The following is a 17,420-nucleotide window of genomic DNA, read 5'->3' on the forward strand; positions in this document are numbered from 1 at the left end:
GCCGTTTCTACCGAAAGAGATGCACATGCCTCGGTGTCAAAAATTAGAGTATCGCTGTTTTCCCAATAAGGACATAAAGAAATGTTTATATTGTTATTGACGGCGAGCGTTATTTTTTGCAATTGTTCCATCTGTCGACGGTTCTTTCGTGCCAACTGGCATGAAAGCTAAGAGGGAATTCGGTGCGCTATTGTTTCGATGGCAATGCCGAAGCTGCCCCCGCAACTGTAAGCGGCGAGTTTTTATCCATCTGGTGTCACTGAAATATCCGATATTTCGGGAAGGCAGGATGAAAGCGTTGACCCGTAAGCCAGGAGACCTGCCTGCGACCTCATATTACATCCTCGGGCGGGGTGCCCCGGTGGAGTATTGTACACTCTACCAGGCTTTACTGCATGGGAGGGCGTACGTGCTTTCGCCAGGCCTTTGCCCCCATTTGATTGGGGTAAGCCTATGTCAGCTAAAATTCAAATTCCTGTCTCCACACTGGGCACGCCCAGAATCGGACCACGCCGCGAGCTTAAATTTGTGCTCGAAGAGTTCTGGTCGGGTAAATTGGACCTGAAAGGTTTGCAGGAAAAGACGGCCGCGTTACGGTGTGCAAACTGGGCGCGTCAAAACTCGCTTGGTGTCGAAAACATCCCGAGTAACGATTTTTCCCTTTACGATCATGTGCTTGATACCTGTGCCATGGTCGGAGCAATTCCCGATATTTATGACTGGCAGGGCGGTCTTATACAACCATCGACCTATTTCGCGATGGCTCGTGGCGAAACTCAGGAGGATTCCTGCTGTGGCAAGTCCGTGCGGAAAGGTATTCCTGCGCTGGAAATGACCAAATGGTTTGATACCAATTATCACTTTATGGTCCCTGAACTTTCGCCAGATCAGCACTTTGCACTTGCATCAACAAAAGCCGTTGACGAGTTTCGGGAGGCTAAATGCCTTGGTTTTAAAACCCGGCCGGTATTGCTGGGCCCGGTGTCTTTTCTGAAGCTCGCAAAATCAAAAGAAGCGGACTTTAACCCGGTAATGCTCTTGGATCGCCTGCTGCCGGTATATGAAGAAGTGCTGCGCCAACTGCGTGATAGCGGTGCAAAATGGGTCCAGATTGATGAGCCCTGTCTCGTTCTGGATTTGTCTGAAACAGACCGTGCAGCGTATCGAAAAGCCTATCATGTTTTAAATGAAACCGTATCGAACCTGAACCTGATGCTTACGACCTATTTCGGAAAGCTGGGTGATAATTTGTCGACCGCGCTGTCATTACCTGTCGCGGGCTTGCATGTCGACCTGGTGCGTGCGCCCGAACAACTGGAAGATGTTATTGCTGGTGCGTCGCCAGAGCAGGTGATTTCTCTCGGTGTCATTGATGGCCGCAATATCTGGCGGGCAGACCTTCAGGCGATTTATGATTGGCTTCTGCCAATTCTTGCAGACCATCAGGACAGGCAGTTTGAATTGGCGCCGTCCTGTTCTCTTTTGCATGTTCCCATAGATTTGGAACTGGAGAAGGAACTTGATCCGGACCTTAAAAGCTGGCTTGCATTTTCCGTCCAAAAAATAGCTGAACTTAAAATCCTGGCGCGTGCTTTTGCGCAGGGTGTCAGTGTAGTTGCAGGCGAGTTTCTGGCGGCTTCGAATGCAATTGCAGCAAGGCGGACATCTGAAAAAGTTCATAACCGATTGGTGACAGGGCGTGTTTTGGGAATCACACCGAACATGTCGCAGCGCCGGAACCCGTTCCCGGTACGGCGTGATTTACAGCAGAAGAAGCTGAAACTACCTGCATTTCCGACGACCACGATTGGGTCATTCCCGCAAACACCGGAAGTACGTAAGTCGCGTGCAGCTTTCGCAAATGGCAGCCTGACATCAGACGCCTATGATGCTTTTGTAAGGTCCGAAACTGAGGCGGCAATCCGTTGGCAAGAAGACCTCGGGATTGATGTGTTGGTGCATGGCGAATTTGAACGTAATGATATGGTTCAGTATTTCGGTGAAAAGCTGGCCGGTTATGCATTCACCAAGTATGGTTGGGTTCAGAGTTATGGGTCACGCTATGTTCGTCCGCCAGTTATTTTCGGAGATGTTTCAAGACCGGAACCCATGACGGTGAAATGGTCACGATATGCCCAGTCGTTAACGGATCTGCCTGTTAAAGGCATGCTCACCGGACCGGTAACCATGTTGCAATGGTCTTTTGTTCGCGATGATCTGCCAAGGCGTGATGTTTGTGCCCAGATTGCATTTGCGCTGCGAGACGAAGTAATTGACCTTGAAGCTGCGAGCATCGGGCTTATTCAGATTGATGAACCAGCAATTCGTGAAGGTTTACCACTGCGCCGCGCGGAATGGAAAACCTATCTGGACTGGGCAGTTGAATGTTTCCGTATTTCCGCTTCCGGGGTTCGGGACGACACCCAGATTCATACGCATATGTGTTATTCCGAATTTAACGACATCATTGAGGCCATCGGTGCAATGGATGCAGATGTCATCTCTATAGAAACCTCGCGGTCAAAAATGGAGTTGCTGGAAGCGTTCGTTAATTATGCCTATCCGAATGATATTGGGCCGGGAGTGTATGACATTCATTCACCGCGGGTACCTGCTATTGATGAAATGGTTGAGCTCCTCGTTGCTGCAACCCGTCAACTGGCAACAAGCCAGATCTGGGTTAATCCGGATTGCGGTTTGAAAACCAGACAATGGGAAGAGGTGAAACCGGCCCTGGCTAATATGGTTGAAGCGGCGCGTATGTTGAGGGAAAGCGTTAATGAGGGCCGAAAATGATCGGTGAACATCCGGCTTTTTCAGGTCCTGTCCGTTTGCTTGATATTGTTTTTCCAGGCGATGCTAATCATCATGGAACGCTGTTTGGCGGAACAGGTCTTGCGCATATGGATAAGGTTGCCTTTATTGCCGCATCGCGACATGGGCATGTCGACTTCGTGACAGCGTCCTGCGAACGTATTGATTTTAGCGCCCCTGCAAAAATCGGCGATATCGTCGAACTGGTTGGTAGTGTAGTTCGTGTTGGTCGAAAATCGCTTTCTGTCGAAGTCGACATGATCGCCGAGGGGCCATTGAGCGGTGCACGTCATCATTGTTCGCGTGGTATTTTTAACATGGTCGCAATTGGCGCACATCTTGAAGCAAAGGGCGGCGTGTTGCCGCCCTTGAGCAACGACCGGCACACATTGGCGAAGGCATTCCTGCATCCGGCGACAGTTGAAATCGTTTTCCCTGAAAAAACCAGTCATTACGGCAGCCTCTATGGGGGGAATGCTCTTGCTGCCATGGGAAAAGCAGCTTTTATTGCAGCGTCGCGTCATTGCCGTAAGACAGTAGTGATGGCTGGATCAAGAAGAGTGGATTTTTTCAGCCATATCCAAAATGGTGAAGTCGTGATTACGCTGCCTCGGGTGCTGCATATCGGTAGGACGTCGATTGGTATTGAAGTTCAGTTGTGGGCTGAAAATCTGCATGCCGACAAACGGCGGTTATGTGGGAGCGGTGAGTTCGTTATGGTTGCGGTCGATAAAGAAAATCGACCGATTGCATTTTAGTCTGCTGTCCGTCGCGAACAAGTGATTCACTTGGCGACGAATATCCCGCAAGGTTGGAAATTAACCTTGCGGGATACTTAAATGACAGTATGGCTCAGTCCCAGCTTAGAGCTCCGCCGTTCTGGTATTCGATCACCCGGGTTTCAAAGAAGTTCTTTTCTTTCTTTAAATCCATGGCTTCCGACATCCAGGGGAAGGGGTTCTCCGCCCCTGCGAATACCGGCGCAAGGCCAAGCTGGCCGCATCGGCGATTGGCAATAAAGTGCATGTATTGTTCGCAAAGATCAGCGTTTAGTCCCAAAAAGCCGTTGGGCATCGTATCGCGACCATAGGCAGCTTCAAGTTCCGCCGCGTCACGTAACATCTTGCGGACTTCATCCTGAAATTCTGCTGTCCATAGATGCGGGTTTTCCGCCTTTATCTGATTGATAACATCGATCCCGAAATTCAGATGAATGCTCTCATCACGCAGGATGTATTGATACTGCTCGGCAATGCCGACCATTTTGTTCCGGCGGCCAAGTGAAAGGATCTGGGCGAACCCGGTATAGAACCACATTCCCTCGAACACGACATAGAAGGCGACCAGATCACGCAAAAAATCCTGGTCCCGTTCCGGCGTGCCGGTTGAAAAATTCGGATCATCAAGGTGTTTGGTATAGGCAAGAGCCCACGCAGCCTTGTCCGTGATCGAGGGTATCTCGCGATACATATTGAAAAGTTCGCCTTCATCAAGTCCCAGACTTTCAACGATATACTGAAAGGTGTGGGTGTGCACCGCTTCCTCGAAGGCCTGGCGAAGCAGGTATTGGCGGCATTCGGGGTTGGTCAGGTGGCGATAGATCGCAAGTACGATGTTATTTGCAACCAGACTTTCCGATGCAGCAAAAAATCCGAGATTGCGTTTCAGCATTCGACGTTCATCTTCCGTCAGGCCATCGCGTGATTTCCAAAGTGCAATGTCTGCCTGCATCGATACTTCTGTTGGCATCCAGTGATTGTTGCAGCCAGACAGATATTTTTCCCATGCCCAGCCATATTTAAGTGGTAGGAGCTGGTTTACATCTGCCCGTGAATTGATCATCGCCTTGTCGCTTACCGTAACACGCGCAGCACCGCGATCAATGGTACCAAGGCCGGTCGCATCAACGGTTGCCGCATCATTTGATGCTGCCGTATCACCGTTTTGCTGGCCAATGGGCGCGGCATTATTATCTACCCATTCAAGCATGGTTCTCGTTCCCGTTTTTTAGGGTGGTTTTTTTCAGCCTATTGGCAGGCTTCACATTCCGGATCATCAAGCAGGCACGCCTTGCCCCATGCCTGGCCGGGCGAAATTGCATCCGTTGCTTGGCCGGGAATAGGAGAGGGGGAGGAGGCTGCTACTGTTGCTGGCGCGGCTGTTGGTGCCGACGATGCCGTGCTGGCCGGGGCTGGTTTGGGGCTCTGGGGAATGATGGCCGAAGGGGATGTTGAAACGGCATTCAGTTTGCCGTCCGTTCCCTTCAATGTTGATTTTTCAACATGGGTGGCCGCACTGGAACGCAGATAATACGTGGTTTTCAGGCCGCGTTGCCATGCCAGGCGATAGAGATCGTCCAGTTTTTTGCCGGACGGATTGGCAATATAAAGATTGAGCGACTGTGCCTGATCCAGCCACTTCTGTCGGCGGGCCGCCGCTTCGATCAACCAGGAAGAGTCCAGTTCAAAGGCCGTTGCATATAGTTCCTTTAGATCATCGGGGATGCGGTCGATCTGCCCGACACTGCCGTCATAATATTTCAGATCAGAAATCATGACTTCATCCCAAATGTCGCGGGCTTTAAGGTCACGAACCAGGGCGGCGTTTACGACCGTAAAATCCCCGGACATGTTCGATTTGACGAACAGATTGCGATAAGCCGGCTCGATGGACTGGCTGACACCACAGATATTAGAGATTGTTGCCGTCGGGGCGATGGCCATCGTGTTGGAGTTGCGCATGCCAACGGTTTTTACCCGTTCGCGCAGGGTTTCCCAGTCAAGGCGTGTGCTGCGATCGACGTTAAACTCGCTGCGGGTTTTGGCAAGCAGGTCCAGGCTGTCTATCGGCAGGATACCACGTGACCATAAAGAACCTTCAAAGCTTTCATACCGTCCGCGTTCGGCAGCCAGATCGACCGAGGCCGCGATGGCATGATAGGCAATTGCTTCCATGCTTTCGTCGGCAAATTCGATGGCAGCCTGGGAAGCATAAGCAATTTTCATGGTTTGCAAGGCGTCCTGGAAACCCATCAGGCCAAGGCCGACCGGGCGATGACGCAGATTGGAATATCGTGCCTCGGGAATGGTGTAAAAGTTGATATCAACCACGTTGTCAAGCATGCGCATGGCGGTTTTAACCGTTTTGGCAAGTTTGGCATGGTCAATGCCCTTTTCCGTGACATGTGCGGCAAGGTTGACTGAGCCGAGATTGCAGACTGCAACCTCGTCATGTGACGTATTTAGGGTGATTTCGGTGCACAGGTTGGAGGAATGAACAACACCGCGATGCTGCTGCGGGGACCGGATATTGCAGGGATCCTTGAAGGTGATCCAGGGATGTCCTGTTTCAAACAGCATGGTGAGCATCCTGCGCCACAAGTCAACCGCACGGATGGTTTTGAAATTAGTGATCTGGCCTGCGACGGTTTTGTCCTCATAGGCTTCGTAGGCTGCTTTAAATGCGTTGCCATATAGATCGTGCAAATCGGGTGTGTCATCTGGTGAAAAAAGTGTCCATGAGCCATCATTGACGACACGTTCCATAAACAGATCCGGCACCCAGTTGGCCGTGTTCATGTCATGGGTGCGACGGCGGTCATCGCCGGTGTTTTTGCGAAGGTCGAGAAATTCTTCGATATCGATATGCCAGGTCTCCAGATAGGCGCAAACTGCCCCCTTGCGCTTACCGCCCTGGTTAACCGCAATGGCGGTGTCGTTGGCGACCTTCAGGAACGGCACCACGCCCTGGCTTTCTCCGTTCGTGCCTTTGATATGGGCACCAAGGCCGCGTACCGGGGTCCAGTCATTACCCAGGCCGCCCGAATATTTGGCCAGAAGCGCATTGTCGCGAATGGATTTGAAAATGCCTTCCAGATCATCAGGCACCGTTGTCAGGAAGCAGGAGGATAATTGCGGCCGGCATGTTCCCGAATTGAACAGCGTGGGTGTGGATGCCATGAAGACAAAGCTGGAAAGCTGGTCATAAAATTCGATGGCCTTGTCTTCACGGTTTACCTCGCGGATGGCAAGACCCATAGCGACGCGCATGAAAAAGGCCTGGGGAAGCTCGAACCGGGTTCCTTTAATATGCAGGAAATAACGGTCATATAGCGTTTGCAATCCCAGATACTGGAAATTCAGGTCGCGGTCGGGTTTGATTGCAGCACTGATCTTTTTAAGATCAAAGCGCGCTAGTTCCGGGTCTATCAATCCGGCATCAATGCCGGCTTTTAAAGCCGCTGGGAAATAGGTTGCGTAGCGATCTTGCATTTCGCTTTGTGTCGCCTGGTCCGGGCGATCACTGAGGAAACTCAGTGCTTCATATCGTAACTTGTCAAGCAATAGGCGTGCACTGACAAACGCATAATTCGGTTCGCGTTCAACAAAGGTGCGCGCTGCCATGATCGGGGCCAGCGCCAATTCCGCGACGGATACACCGTCATAAAGGTTCCGTTTCGTTTCCTCAAAAACAGGATCGGCAGATACACCTTCAAGATTGGCGCAGGCTTCATCGATAACGGTTGCCAGTCGGTCAAAATCAAGCGGCGCAAGCGTGCCGTCAGCATTTTTGACATTGAGGTTTGGCTGGTTGCCCTTCTTTTTCTTTTTACGCCCTTCAACTTTGGCGCGCTCACGGGCGCGATCTTCACGATACAGGACATAGGCCCGTGCGACTTTGTGATGTTCACTGCGCATCAGGGCGAGTTCAACCTGATCCTGAATATCTTCGATCTGAAGGGTGTGTCCCGGGGCTGCCCGGCGCAGAAGCACCGATGATACCTGTTGGGTCATATCATCGATAATATCGTGTACCCGGTGAGAACCTGACGCCGTTTCACCCTCGGCGGCCAAAAACGCTTTTGTTAGCGCGGTTTTGATTTTGGCCGGGTTAAAGTCGGTAACAGATCCGTTCCGGCGGATCACCTGATAGGTGTTCTCGCCTGATAAAGACTTACTGGAATCTGAGAAGTGTTCTGGATGAAAGGAACGTACAAGAAGTTCCTGTTCAAGTAGGTCTGACATTGTTTACCCCGTAAAAGGGGGCAAAGGCCACGCGGACGCATGCAGCAATATTGGCATGAATTGCCAGTTACAAGCGCTCCACTGGGACACCCCGCCCGTGAACGATAAATTCCATCACGGCAGGTCTCCTGGCTTGCGGTTATGGCGCTTGCATCCAGCCTTCCCGAAACGAAATTTGTTTCAGTGACATAAAAGGATGCAAACTCGCCGCTTACAGTTGCGGGGGCAGCTTCGGCATTGCCACAGGGACTGTGGCTCACCGTATTCCCTCTTAGCCTTCGAGAATATCGAAGGACCGTGATGTCTATATATTGCGTTCATATTGGTTTTTTCGTCAATATATATGTCTTATTGACAGATGCAGACGGTTGTCTGCAATTTGCGGGAATCCCCGAAACATTTGGGGTCATGATGTCATTAATATCGGTCCGGCGATGACTCAATGTTCGAGGTTGTTTGATAAGAGCGGTCGTGAGTAGCCAGCATTGAACGACGGATCGCTGAATGGCGGATGCTTTTTTCTTGCGGCGTGTCGGGAAGTCAGTACGTAATAGTCACCACCAGCGGGGAGAACACCCTGTTTTTCAGGAAACCCGTATGTTCTGGTTGTTGGTGCATGCGGGCCTGAATGTTTCAGGAGTTATGCCTGTCGTTGACGTTGCCAGACTTCCGCCAACAATGGTCAGGCCGAGAAGCGCCAGGCACAGCATTATCCATTGCAATGGAGAACGAGCCGCTGCTGTTAACTTGGTCTGTGCTGTTAATCTTGTGGCGTCGTTGTTCATTTAGCCTGGTTCCAGAATGGCTCCGGGAAAATAATCACTCAGGTGGCTATTGGCAACAATCGGACGGTGTAATCAATCAACGAAGATTGGTATTTCTGAGCAATAGTTTTTGCTGGAATGAAAATAGCCGGACAGTCTTACCTATCCGGCACAGTTCTATTTGCTTTTTAGCTGATCACGCGCTTCGGTTGTAACGGTTAGACAATAGTGTCGTTTTTGACAGTAAGAGTTTGTATCGCCCGCTAAAGCGTTGCTTTTGCCCATTGGGAAAAACTGTCAGGCGTCGCAGGTTGGGGGAGCTCTGTTTGCGCTGGGCTGGGAGTGCGCGCTTTCAATACCTAAGGGAAATTCATCATGAGGGTTGTGATGGAGTATTCCGGATCGTTTAATCAAAGCGGCCGTAATGGCCGATACTCCTTATATTCCTAGGCGTTGTCCTGCGAGCATTGCTTCTCTTTCAACTTCTGCATCGCGGCCTTTGCGATGTTCTAGTGCTTTTTGGGTGCGTTCAGGCCCGGCTTCTGCGGGGGTGCCGTTGTGAAAAGGGGGCTGGGGCGAATATTCAAGAATTAATGCAACTCGTCGTGCAGCTTCCTCATCCTTGAGTTTGGTGGCAATGACAAGGGCGCAATCAATGCCTGCTGTCGTGCCACCTGCGGTAATACGATTACGGTCAACGACGACACGTTGGTCAACATGTCTTGCGCCCATCAGAGGGAGAAAACGGGTCAGTGCCCAGTAACCTGTGGCATCGTAACCATTTAACAATCCAGATGCGGCCAGTGTGATGGAGCCGGTGCAAAATGCACTAACCCATTTCGCGCGAGATCCTCTGTCAGCTAGGAAATCAATAACTACCGGGTCATTCATATAGGCGATGGTTCCTATCGTACCACCGGGAACGAGCAATACATCAAGGTCGTTAGGACATTCATTAAAGGTGTGTGTGGGGGGAACCGAAAAACCAAGTTCGGTCGCAATCGGTGACTTATCTTTCCAAACCAGGAATATTCGGCAGCGTAGAATTGTCAGAACGGTGAGCGGGCCAACCAAATCAAGTGCGACCATGCCTGGATGGATCAATATTGCCACGTTTGGCGCATCAGCAGGAATTGGCATCATATGGGGTGCTGGTCGGGTTTTATCTTCAGCATGGGCCATGCCGGATAATGCCACAGGTAATGTAGCCGCAGCAGCTCCTGCAGTTGCAAAGGACAGGAAACTTCTGCGATTGAGCATTTCATCCATTTATCTTCTCCCGATATGGTCGCGCGTTTGACATCGAATTAAAAGCCGCGATTTATGAAGTTTGTTTGGGTATTTCCGTTAACTGTTAAAGATGGACAAGGTGGAAGCTCAATTATTCCCAAAAATATTTGTTAAGCGCTCTCAAGTTAATGTGATGTGCTTGTTGATTGAGGAATCGCGAGAGCGAACATCTTTGTTTCATTTGCCTGCCAGGAAAAAAAATCTCAACAGAAGTGGAATAAAACACTTCCCTGATTGTCTACTCCACTATGGTTAAGGACGACAAACCGACACAGGGCGGGGGTGCAACGGTGGAGTGGTATTCAGGGCGTATGTTTTTCGGGATATGTGATGGAACTGATGTTTATCAATTCCGCGATCCTGTAAATGTGAGATGGTCGCGTTCGGATATGGTGCAACGCCATTCTCAGGAGATCATCGGCAGGTATTGGTTGAGGTGCGATTTGATATTATCGCGGACGATAAAATCGGTAATCACACGCTCATGAATTGCCAGGATCGACAGGCCGATTACAGAGCCGCTTGCTTTGCCCGAACTGAATCTTCAAGTGTTTTCTTTCGTCTTTTATTGATCTTGTGTGTTCTCGTTTCTGCATTTAATGCTGCGGGCACGATGCCGATTTTCAAGAAAAGCGGCGGGATTGAGATCGTTATTTGTTCTGGTCACGGTCCGGTCAGGTTTGTTTCCAGCACCACAGAAACGTCTTATCCGAAAAATAAAAAGTCACATATTCCGCCGGCCAGTGCCGTTTGTAGCTGGTCGCTCCTTCACCATGCAGCCATCGATGCAAATGTTCCGCTTTTCGATGCCCCGGTTTTCCTATGGATGCGGTTGCCGGACTTCCTGGTTGCTATCAGCCAGACGATTTCCCAGTCGATTTTTGGGCCTGTTGGGCGGTCCCCACCTTTTCGTGTGATGTCAGCATAAATATTCCCGGTGTCAGGCTCATGACACCGTATGCATTCACTCTCACCAACGTCCCTGTTGCAGATTTTCCCGAGTGTACCGCACGTGGTACTTGTGAACCCTGCCGTTTGGGATAGTGATCATCATGGAAAGAAATTTTCAAATGGCAGATTGTCGGACCAGACAGTTGCGTCCTGTCGTTACGGCCGTTTTGTGGCTGGGAACAGCATTAACTTTTTGTATTTCCAACCGAGCCGTAGCCCAGAATAATGATATCGAACTCGCCCCCATTGTCATCAATGCAGATAAACCAAACACAAAACTGACACCTGTATATCCAGGCGGGCAGGTTGCTGCAGGTGCGGGCCTTGGCATCCTGGGCAATCGCAGTGATATGGATTCACCGTTTAGCACCAGGGCATTTACGTCTCAACTGGCGGAAGACCAACAGGCGCGCGCACTAAGCGACGTGATGATAAATGATTCTTCTGTTTCGCAAACCTTTCCGCGCAGCAGCTATCGTGACGTTTTTTATATCCGCGGATTTAGCTATTTTACCTACAACATCCTTTTGGACGGCATGCCGGGGATGGTTCCCAAACAGCGGGTATTACCGCAAAATTATGATCGTTTCGAAGTGCTCAAAGGGCCAGATACCTTTCTTAATGGTGCTGTCGTTGGCAGTGCTGTTGGGGGAAGCATCAATGTCGTTCCCAAATATGCTGAGGACGATCCAACGCATCGGATGACGCTTGGCTACAGTTCGGATGCCCAGCCTTCAGCCAGTGTGGATTTGGGGCGACGTTTTGGTTCAGAGGGTCAATTTGGTGCGCGAACCAATCTGACTTTCCGGGATGGTGATCTGGCCGTTGATGATTATAACGAACGACTTGGATCTGCCGTGTTGGGGCTGGATTACCAAGGCGACAGGCTGCGTCTTTTTGCCGATCTCGGCTATCAGAAAAACCACACCGAGAATACGGATTGGGCTTTTCGTCTTGCACCGGGAGCCCGCGTTCCAGATGCGCCCGACGGAAAAATTAATCTTTCTCAGGATTGGGCTGGTTTTGACACCGAGGATTATTTTACCACGCTGCGTGGCGAATACGATTTTTCAAAGGTAACAACGGGCTATTTTAAACTGGGTTATGCTCATACTGCGACAGAGGGGACCATCGCCAATCCATCGTCTTTGCAATCAAATGGGGATTTTACTGTTGGTGGAAACAGTTTTCCATCCGGTGGCCAGCATCGTTATGCCGAAACAGGAGTCAAAAACAATTTTTCGACAGGTCCGGTGCACCATGAAACGGTACTTGCGGCATCGCTATGGGACCTGGATCTGAAATCGGGTTTTGCCGATCTTGGTGTGGGTGGGGTTTCAAATATATACGATCCGGTCGCATTCCCCGGGCCGGCGGCGGGTTCTGAACTGACGCTTGACGAGTTTGGCACTACATCCAAAACCCGGTTTAGCAGCCTGATAGCTGCCGATACACTCGGCTTTGCTGATGATCAGGTACAATTGACGCTGGGAGGCCGCTCGCAGCGGATTAAAGCCCAAGGATATGATGCAGCCACAGGTAATCAAAAATCGAGTTATGATGAAACCCGTTTGACCCCGGCGGCTGGTGTTACATGGCATCTGCGTCCGGATATTTCCATTTACGGAAATTATGTTGAATCTCTTCAACAGGGACCGACTGCACCGGCAGGAACCGTTAACCAGGGTGATGTTTTTGCGCCAGTGGTATCGCGCCAGGTGGAGGTTGGCGTGAAATACGATGCGGGCAGCTGGGGCGGGCAATTGGCCTATTTTAACATTCGCCAGCCAAGTGGCGTGACCGATCCTGTGTCGAATGTTTATGCTGTCGATGGCGAACAGGAAAATCGTGGTGTCGAGCTGAATATTCAGGGTGAATTGAAAGAAGGCCTGCGCGCCATTGGTGGCATAACGGTGTATGATGCCGATGTCAGCGGTTCAGCAGGCGGTACGCTTGATGGTAACCGCCCTGTTGGTGTGCCCGACTGGCAAAGTGTTGTTGGCTTGGAACAGGATATCAGCGCCGTACCGGGATTTACCGTTTCCGGGCGTGTGATCCACACTGGTGAACAATATGCTGATGCATCAAATACCCAAAAGCTGCCCGATTGGACCCGTTTGGATGTAGGTGCCAGATACACCATCGACCGACCCGACAGTAACCCCATCGTTGTGCGCCTGAGCATTGAAAATGTGTTGGGGCTTGATTACTGGGCATCGGCGTCAAGTGGCCAGGTCTCAGGCATCTCACGTGGAGCGCCCCGGACATTTCTGGTTTCGACATCGTTTGATTTCTAAGTGCCTCCAAATATCAGAGATCAGCTTTCGAAGGCCACTATGTTTGAACCGGTAAAATTTTACCGGTTCACGTCTTTTGAGTCACAAAGGGTACGATCATTGGAAGGTCGGATTATAGCTCTAAGATATGATGCCTTCGCTTGGCGTTTGTCTTTCAATCCGCAGTAACGGCTTAGCTTTTGGTTGTTTTAACAGCAGCGCAAAGATGTTGTCGCCGCTTCCAGGGCCAAGTCAGGGCTTTGCCCTCTGCCGTAAAGCAGAATCAGGGTCCCGGTTCAGGCCTTAACGGCCTGAACATCCCATATTCAGCTTGACGGCATTCACCCTTTTTTGACGACGGGAAGAAGTTGAACCGGCCAGGCCGGTCCTTTTGGTGTCCGTCAGAGAAGGGATTACGATGATGCACAAGGTAACAGAGCGCGATATTTACACCGCCAAGCAGATTGCCGGTGAATTTGATACGGCTGTCAGGGCAAACAAGAGTGATGCCGCGCAAAAGGCAGCACAGGGCTTTCGGGGACTGCTTGCTTCAGCCAATGGTGAAGCAGGCGAATTTGGCACCTTTGCGCCAGCCGGGGCAGGAGCGGTGATCACAGCGGCACTTACAGCGAAAGACGGCGATGTTCCGCATTGGGGTCAGAACGGTTTGTTTGTGCTGGAAACGGACTATGCCCGTGTACTGGTTAATTTTATCTGTCCGCTCGATATGTGCAGCCGATTTGAATTTAATGCCATTGATCTTGATCTGCCGTTTATTTCCGAGACGGGTTTTCGGTCGCATTTTTACGCGGAATGGCCACCTTTTAGCGTTAAAGAGGCCGCAGGCATTGTCTTTTGCCAATATGCAAAAGCCAACAACATGAAGAATATTAAACCGGAATATCGTCATAGCCGACTGGATCGGATTCCTGATTTTATTCAGGTTTCCTGCAGTGATTTTCAAGGAGTTCTTACGGAGGTCGACAATACCGGGCAAATCGGATTCAAGTTTTAACGCTTGGAATGTTGGTTAAAGTCGGCGTTCTGCAGCGCGGGTTGGTAGTCCGTCCAATACCACGGAGGATTGCCATTCCCGTCGCGCACGGTGAGCGAATGGTATTTTGTCCACAAATGTATTAATGTGGGTTTGTGTGATTTCGTGGAGTTACCCTTATGAGCCGCCTTACAATCGACATAACCGACCAGCAGCACCAAAGTCTGAAGGCTATGGCCGCGTTGCAGGGAAAGACCATCAAACAGTATGCACTGGAGCGCTTGTTTCCTGATCATGCCGACACTGATAAGGCATGGCATGACCTGAAGTCGCTTCTGGAAAATCGTATAAACGACGGGCTTGCAGGGAAGGTGACTGCGAAAAGTATCGATGAGATTGTCGATGAAGAACTGGCCGGGAAACGCGGTTGATCAATTATATTCTGACGGCTGAAGCTGATTTGCGTGGTATCATTCGCTATACGGCCAAGGAATGGGGGGCTGTGCAGGTTCGCCGATATATTGCGCGGTTGGAGCAGGGAATTTCCAAACTGGCTATTGGGTTAGGACCGTTCAGGGAGATGAGCGAAATCTTTCCCGGGCTTAGAGTTGGACATTGTGAGCGCCACTATGTTTTTTGCCTGCCACGCGAAAATGCACCTGCGTTGATTATTGCGATTTTTCATGAACGTATGGACCTCATGACCCGGCTGGCTGACAGGATCAGTCCAAAAAGTTAGGTGATTTTCGAACCGGCAAAATTTTGCCGGTTCACTTTCTCTGGCCTAAAATGCGGACCATCGCTGGAAAGTCGTATTCAATCTCGCACGTTCGATACCAGCGTTTGCCGTCCGGATCCCAATGGGCAGTGATGGCGTAGCTTTTCATGGTATGGCGCAATTGCGTGACGGCCTTCGGGTCGCGGCTCCATATCATCAGCTTGTTGATGGTTTTGACAAAGCGTGAATGGATTTCACGAATATTGGTTGGTGCTAAGAGGTCTGCCAGTGCACGTTTTTCCCGCTCAATGTCAAGGCGGGTAAGGCGCATTTGTTCGGTATTATCCTCGAACCAGGCTTTAAGTTCCTTTGTGTCGCTGCCAAGGCCAAAGGTGCTGAGTGCATGCTCCGCCCGGTTCCGCAATTCTTCCAGTTTTTGGTGCGACTTTTCGAGATGGGTCTGATGGCGTTGACGTTTGCGCTCCATCGCATCGCTATCATAGAAAGCTCTTATGTCATCCGGCTTAAGCCGCAGGGCGGCGGTAATAACCGCCTCTATCAGCTCTGCATAGCGAACAGCACGATTGGCGCATTGATGGTACTTGCATGAATAGCGGTCAGCCCAATGTGCGCCCATGCGAACGTTATGATGAGCACATTTGAGCCGGCCTGCGAATAGCGCGGAAACTTTGCCAGCGGTCTTGATCTGTCGTTCCCGCCAGTCTCGAATGCGTGATTTGGCCATCGCCTCGGTTTCGACCGGATCACGGAGTTTGGCAGTTTCCCGATATTCGGCTGCTTTACTGGAACGTTCGTCAAGCATGGCCTGTACGGCATCGAACGTTGCATCATCGATAAGTTGCAGTTCCGGGATTGGTACGCGGATCCACTCGCTTTCAGGGCGCATCACCGAGAGCTTTTTTCCGGTCTCCGGGTTCTTGCGATATTGCATGCGGTTGAAAGTAACGATGCCGCGATACAGAGTATTGCGCAACAGGCCGGTTTTTCGCACCCTTGTTCCGACCAGTGTCGTCGGCGCCCATTTGCCGCCTGAGGGGGCCGCAATGCCCATACGATCCAGCGCATTGCAGATGTGGCGCAGCTTTTCACCGCTTTGATACATCGTAAATATCTTGCGGATGGTTTCCGCTTCAGCTGGAACGATTTTTCGTTTGCCGTGTAAAACACCGCCATTTTCGTCCAGGCCTCGTACGATCTCATATCCGTATGTGCGCCCGCCTGGCACGCTGCCGCGCAATACAGCTGCGACCATTCCACGGTGGGTTTTGTCTGATAGATCCTTGAGGTAAAGGGCATTCATCGTGCCTTTAAGGCCGATATGCAACTCGTTGATCACGCCTTCACTGATGGTTTCGACTTCAATGCCGACAAACATCATCTTTTTAAAGAAATTGGCCGTGTCTGCCTGATCCCGGCTGATGCGCGAAAGGTCTTCGCAAATGATACGGTCAAACCGGTTATCGAACGCCGCCATCAGCAGGCTGGCAATACCGGGCCGGTTTTCCATCATGGCACCGGAAAAGGCTTCATCGTGGTAAATATCGGTGATCTGGTAGTTCTTTGCCACGCAATAGGCTTCGCATCTTGAAATCTGGTCATGGCTGCTGGTGGCCTGGCGATCCGTCGAATGACGGGCATAAATGGCAACTCTCACGTAATTCGGCCTATTGCTCTTAAAGGTAATCTGAGGAGGGAGTGATAGGCCGCCAATCATCCACATGGGATGCCATGGTGCAACCTGCAAAACGGATAGGTTTTTGGCGGAAACCCGCCATGTAATCTATACATTTCAACTATTTGCAGAAGATTGCAGAAGATTGCAGAAGATTGCAGAAGATTGCACGAGAATGCGGGAGTTTGCATAACGTTGCACGAGGTTGCACAACCCTACCCTGTCGTTGGTCTGGCAGGATAGGTGTGGTGGGCCCACCACACAGCCCAAATGGGCATCCTGCTTATTCGCATGGCGGTGCCATGCTCAACGAAAACAGTGTTAAGGTTGTGCAGATGATTGTCCGATGTTGATTGGTAGGATGTATTCGGATCGGCCTCTCAACGAAGTACAGATCAAAGACGTTGATGAGTTAGTTTATTGCTAGGTCAATTCTAGTTTGAATAAGCATTTCTTTAATGGTCGATTTGCCATGTTGCCTGTGTAACTCATTCCTTAATTATGAAGAATTAACCGAACTGGGGCGGGTTTTGTAAATTACTCCAAAGAATATTGGTAATTTGATCGGATTGTATTGTCCTGAGTTTTGTATAATCAGGTTATAAGGTTGAAGGGGGTGCTGAGTAGTATTTGCGCTCAGTTCCCGTGCATTATAACAACGATCTTAGGAGGCTCTCCTAAAGTTCCAACGCATCTATTTCAATGAGAAGGTTAGGAGCGCGGCAACTATTTCCACAAAACTTGAAAATACCCATAAACTATTGCCTCTTTTAACACTCTGCGGTTCAGTGCTAAAGGCGAGTTGATCGATTATCAGGGTTGGCCCATAGGTTGCAGACCTTTATCGTTCTGAATAGCCCGGTCTTTTCTAGACTGAACTGCCCCTTTCCCGGTAG

Annotated in this window: 11 protein-coding genes and 2 riboswitches; of the genes, 7 read left to right on the forward strand and 4 right to left on the reverse strand. The window is 50.5% G+C overall.

Annotated features, from left to right (window positions below; all coding sequences use genetic code 11):
- Window positions 1–121: 121 nt before the first annotated feature.
- Window positions 122–341: riboswitch (cobalamin riboswitch) on the forward strand.
- A gap of 112 nt (window positions 342–453) precedes the next feature.
- Window positions 454–2,796, forward strand: coding sequence for a 5-methyltetrahydropteroyltriglutamate--homocysteine S-methyltransferase (gene metE / locus CSC3H3_RS01200; protein WP_101283168.1), 2,343 nt, complete (start codon window positions 454–456; stop codon window positions 2,794–2,796).
- A complete protein-coding gene (locus CSC3H3_RS01205; RefSeq protein ID WP_101283170.1) occupies window positions 2,793–3,572 on the forward strand; it encodes an acyl-CoA thioesterase in 780 nt (259 codons plus the stop codon). The genes metE and CSC3H3_RS01205 overlap by 4 nt, the downstream gene beginning before the upstream one ends.
- A 94-nt stretch (window positions 3,573–3,666) precedes the next feature.
- Here CSC3H3_RS01205 and CSC3H3_RS01210 read toward each other — a convergent pair whose 3' ends face one another.
- The 3 genes from CSC3H3_RS01210 to CSC3H3_RS01220 form a co-directional block, all read right to left on the reverse strand.
- On the reverse strand, window positions 3,667–4,803 hold the full coding sequence (locus tag CSC3H3_RS01210; protein WP_101283172.1) for a ribonucleotide-diphosphate reductase subunit beta: 1,137 nt from the start codon (window positions 4,801–4,803) through the stop codon (window positions 3,667–3,669).
- Window positions 4,804–4,841: 38 nt separating this feature from the next.
- Complete coding sequence (locus CSC3H3_RS01215; RefSeq protein WP_101283174.1) at window positions 4,842–7,838, reverse strand: ribonucleoside-diphosphate reductase subunit alpha; 2,997 nt, start codon at window positions 7,836–7,838, stop codon at window positions 4,842–4,844.
- A 101-nt stretch (window positions 7,839–7,939) separates the two neighbouring features.
- Window positions 7,940–8,153, reverse strand: a riboswitch (cobalamin riboswitch).
- 887 nt (window positions 8,154–9,040) lie between these two features.
- On the reverse strand, window positions 9,041–9,871 hold the full coding sequence (locus CSC3H3_RS01220; protein WP_215907543.1) for a DJ-1/PfpI family protein: 831 nt from the start codon (window positions 9,869–9,871) through the stop codon (window positions 9,041–9,043).
- 394 nt (window positions 9,872–10,265) lie between these two features.
- On the opposite strand from CSC3H3_RS01220, the gene CSC3H3_RS24300 reads away from it, so the two are divergent.
- The 5 genes from CSC3H3_RS24300 to CSC3H3_RS01245 all read left to right on the forward strand — a co-directional run bounded on the left by CSC3H3_RS24300 (window position 10,266) and on the right by CSC3H3_RS01245 (window position 14,852).
- Complete coding sequence (locus CSC3H3_RS24300) at window positions 10,266–10,820, forward strand: hypothetical protein (protein WP_157831792.1); 555 nt, start codon at window positions 10,266–10,268, stop codon at window positions 10,818–10,820.
- 124 nt (window positions 10,821–10,944) lie between these two features.
- Window positions 10,945–13,140, forward strand: coding sequence for a TonB-dependent receptor (locus CSC3H3_RS01230; protein WP_157831793.1), 2,196 nt, complete (start codon window positions 10,945–10,947; stop codon window positions 13,138–13,140).
- A gap of 397 nt (window positions 13,141–13,537) precedes the next feature.
- Window positions 13,538–14,134, forward strand: coding sequence for a hypothetical protein (locus tag CSC3H3_RS01235; protein WP_101283180.1), 597 nt, complete (start codon window positions 13,538–13,540; stop codon window positions 14,132–14,134).
- A 158-nt stretch (window positions 14,135–14,292) separates the two neighbouring features.
- A complete protein-coding gene (locus CSC3H3_RS01240) occupies window positions 14,293–14,544 on the forward strand; it encodes an antitoxin (RefSeq protein ID WP_101283182.1) in 252 nt (83 codons plus the stop codon).
- Entirely contained in the window at window positions 14,541–14,852 is a 312-nt protein-coding gene (locus CSC3H3_RS01245) for a type II toxin-antitoxin system RelE/ParE family toxin (protein ID WP_101283184.1), read from the forward strand. The genes CSC3H3_RS01240 and CSC3H3_RS01245 overlap by 4 nt, the downstream gene beginning before the upstream one ends.
- Before the next feature lie 31 nt (window positions 14,853–14,883).
- Here the strand turns inward: CSC3H3_RS01245 and CSC3H3_RS01250 are convergent, their stop codons facing one another.
- A complete protein-coding gene (locus tag CSC3H3_RS01250) occupies window positions 14,884–16,572 on the reverse strand; it encodes a recombinase family protein (RefSeq protein ID WP_101283186.1) in 1,689 nt (562 codons plus the stop codon).
- Between the last annotated feature and the right edge of the window lie 848 nt (window positions 16,573–17,420).

It is taken from the genome of Thalassospira marina (assembly GCF_002844375.1).
Taxonomy (GTDB): Bacteria; Pseudomonadota; Alphaproteobacteria; order Rhodospirillales; family Thalassospiraceae; genus Thalassospira; species Thalassospira marina.

Bases quoted from the DNA above. Each gene is read 5' to 3' on its own strand.
- metE (WP_101283168.1), top strand. From the start codon at position 454: ATGTCAGCTAAAATTCAAATTCCTGTCTCCACACTGGGCACGCCCAGA.
- CSC3H3_RS01205 (WP_101283170.1), top strand. From the start codon at position 2,793: ATGATCGGTGAACATCCGGCTTTTTCAGGTCCTGTCCGTTTGCTTGAT.
- CSC3H3_RS01210 (WP_101283172.1), bottom strand. From the start codon at position 4,803: ATGCTTGAATGGGTAGATAATAATGCCGCGCCCATTGGCCAGCAAAAC.
- CSC3H3_RS01215 (WP_101283174.1), bottom strand. From the start codon at position 7,838: ATGTCAGACCTACTTGAACAGGAACTTCTTGTACGTTCCTTTCATCCA.
- CSC3H3_RS01220 (WP_215907543.1), bottom strand. From the start codon at position 9,871: ATGGATGAAATGCTCAATCGCAGAAGTTTCCTGTCCTTTGCAACTGCA.
- CSC3H3_RS24300 (WP_157831792.1), top strand. From the start codon at position 10,266: ATGGTCGCGTTCGGATATGGTGCAACGCCATTCTCAGGAGATCATCGG.
- CSC3H3_RS01230 (WP_157831793.1), top strand. From the start codon at position 10,945: ATGGAAAGAAATTTTCAAATGGCAGATTGTCGGACCAGACAGTTGCGT.
- CSC3H3_RS01235 (WP_101283180.1), top strand. From the start codon at position 13,538: ATGATGCACAAGGTAACAGAGCGCGATATTTACACCGCCAAGCAGATT.
- CSC3H3_RS01240 (WP_101283182.1), top strand. From the start codon at position 14,293: ATGAGCCGCCTTACAATCGACATAACCGACCAGCAGCACCAAAGTCTG.
- CSC3H3_RS01250 (WP_101283186.1), bottom strand. From the start codon at position 16,572: ATGTGGATGATTGGCGGCCTATCACTCCCTCCTCAGATTACCTTTAAG.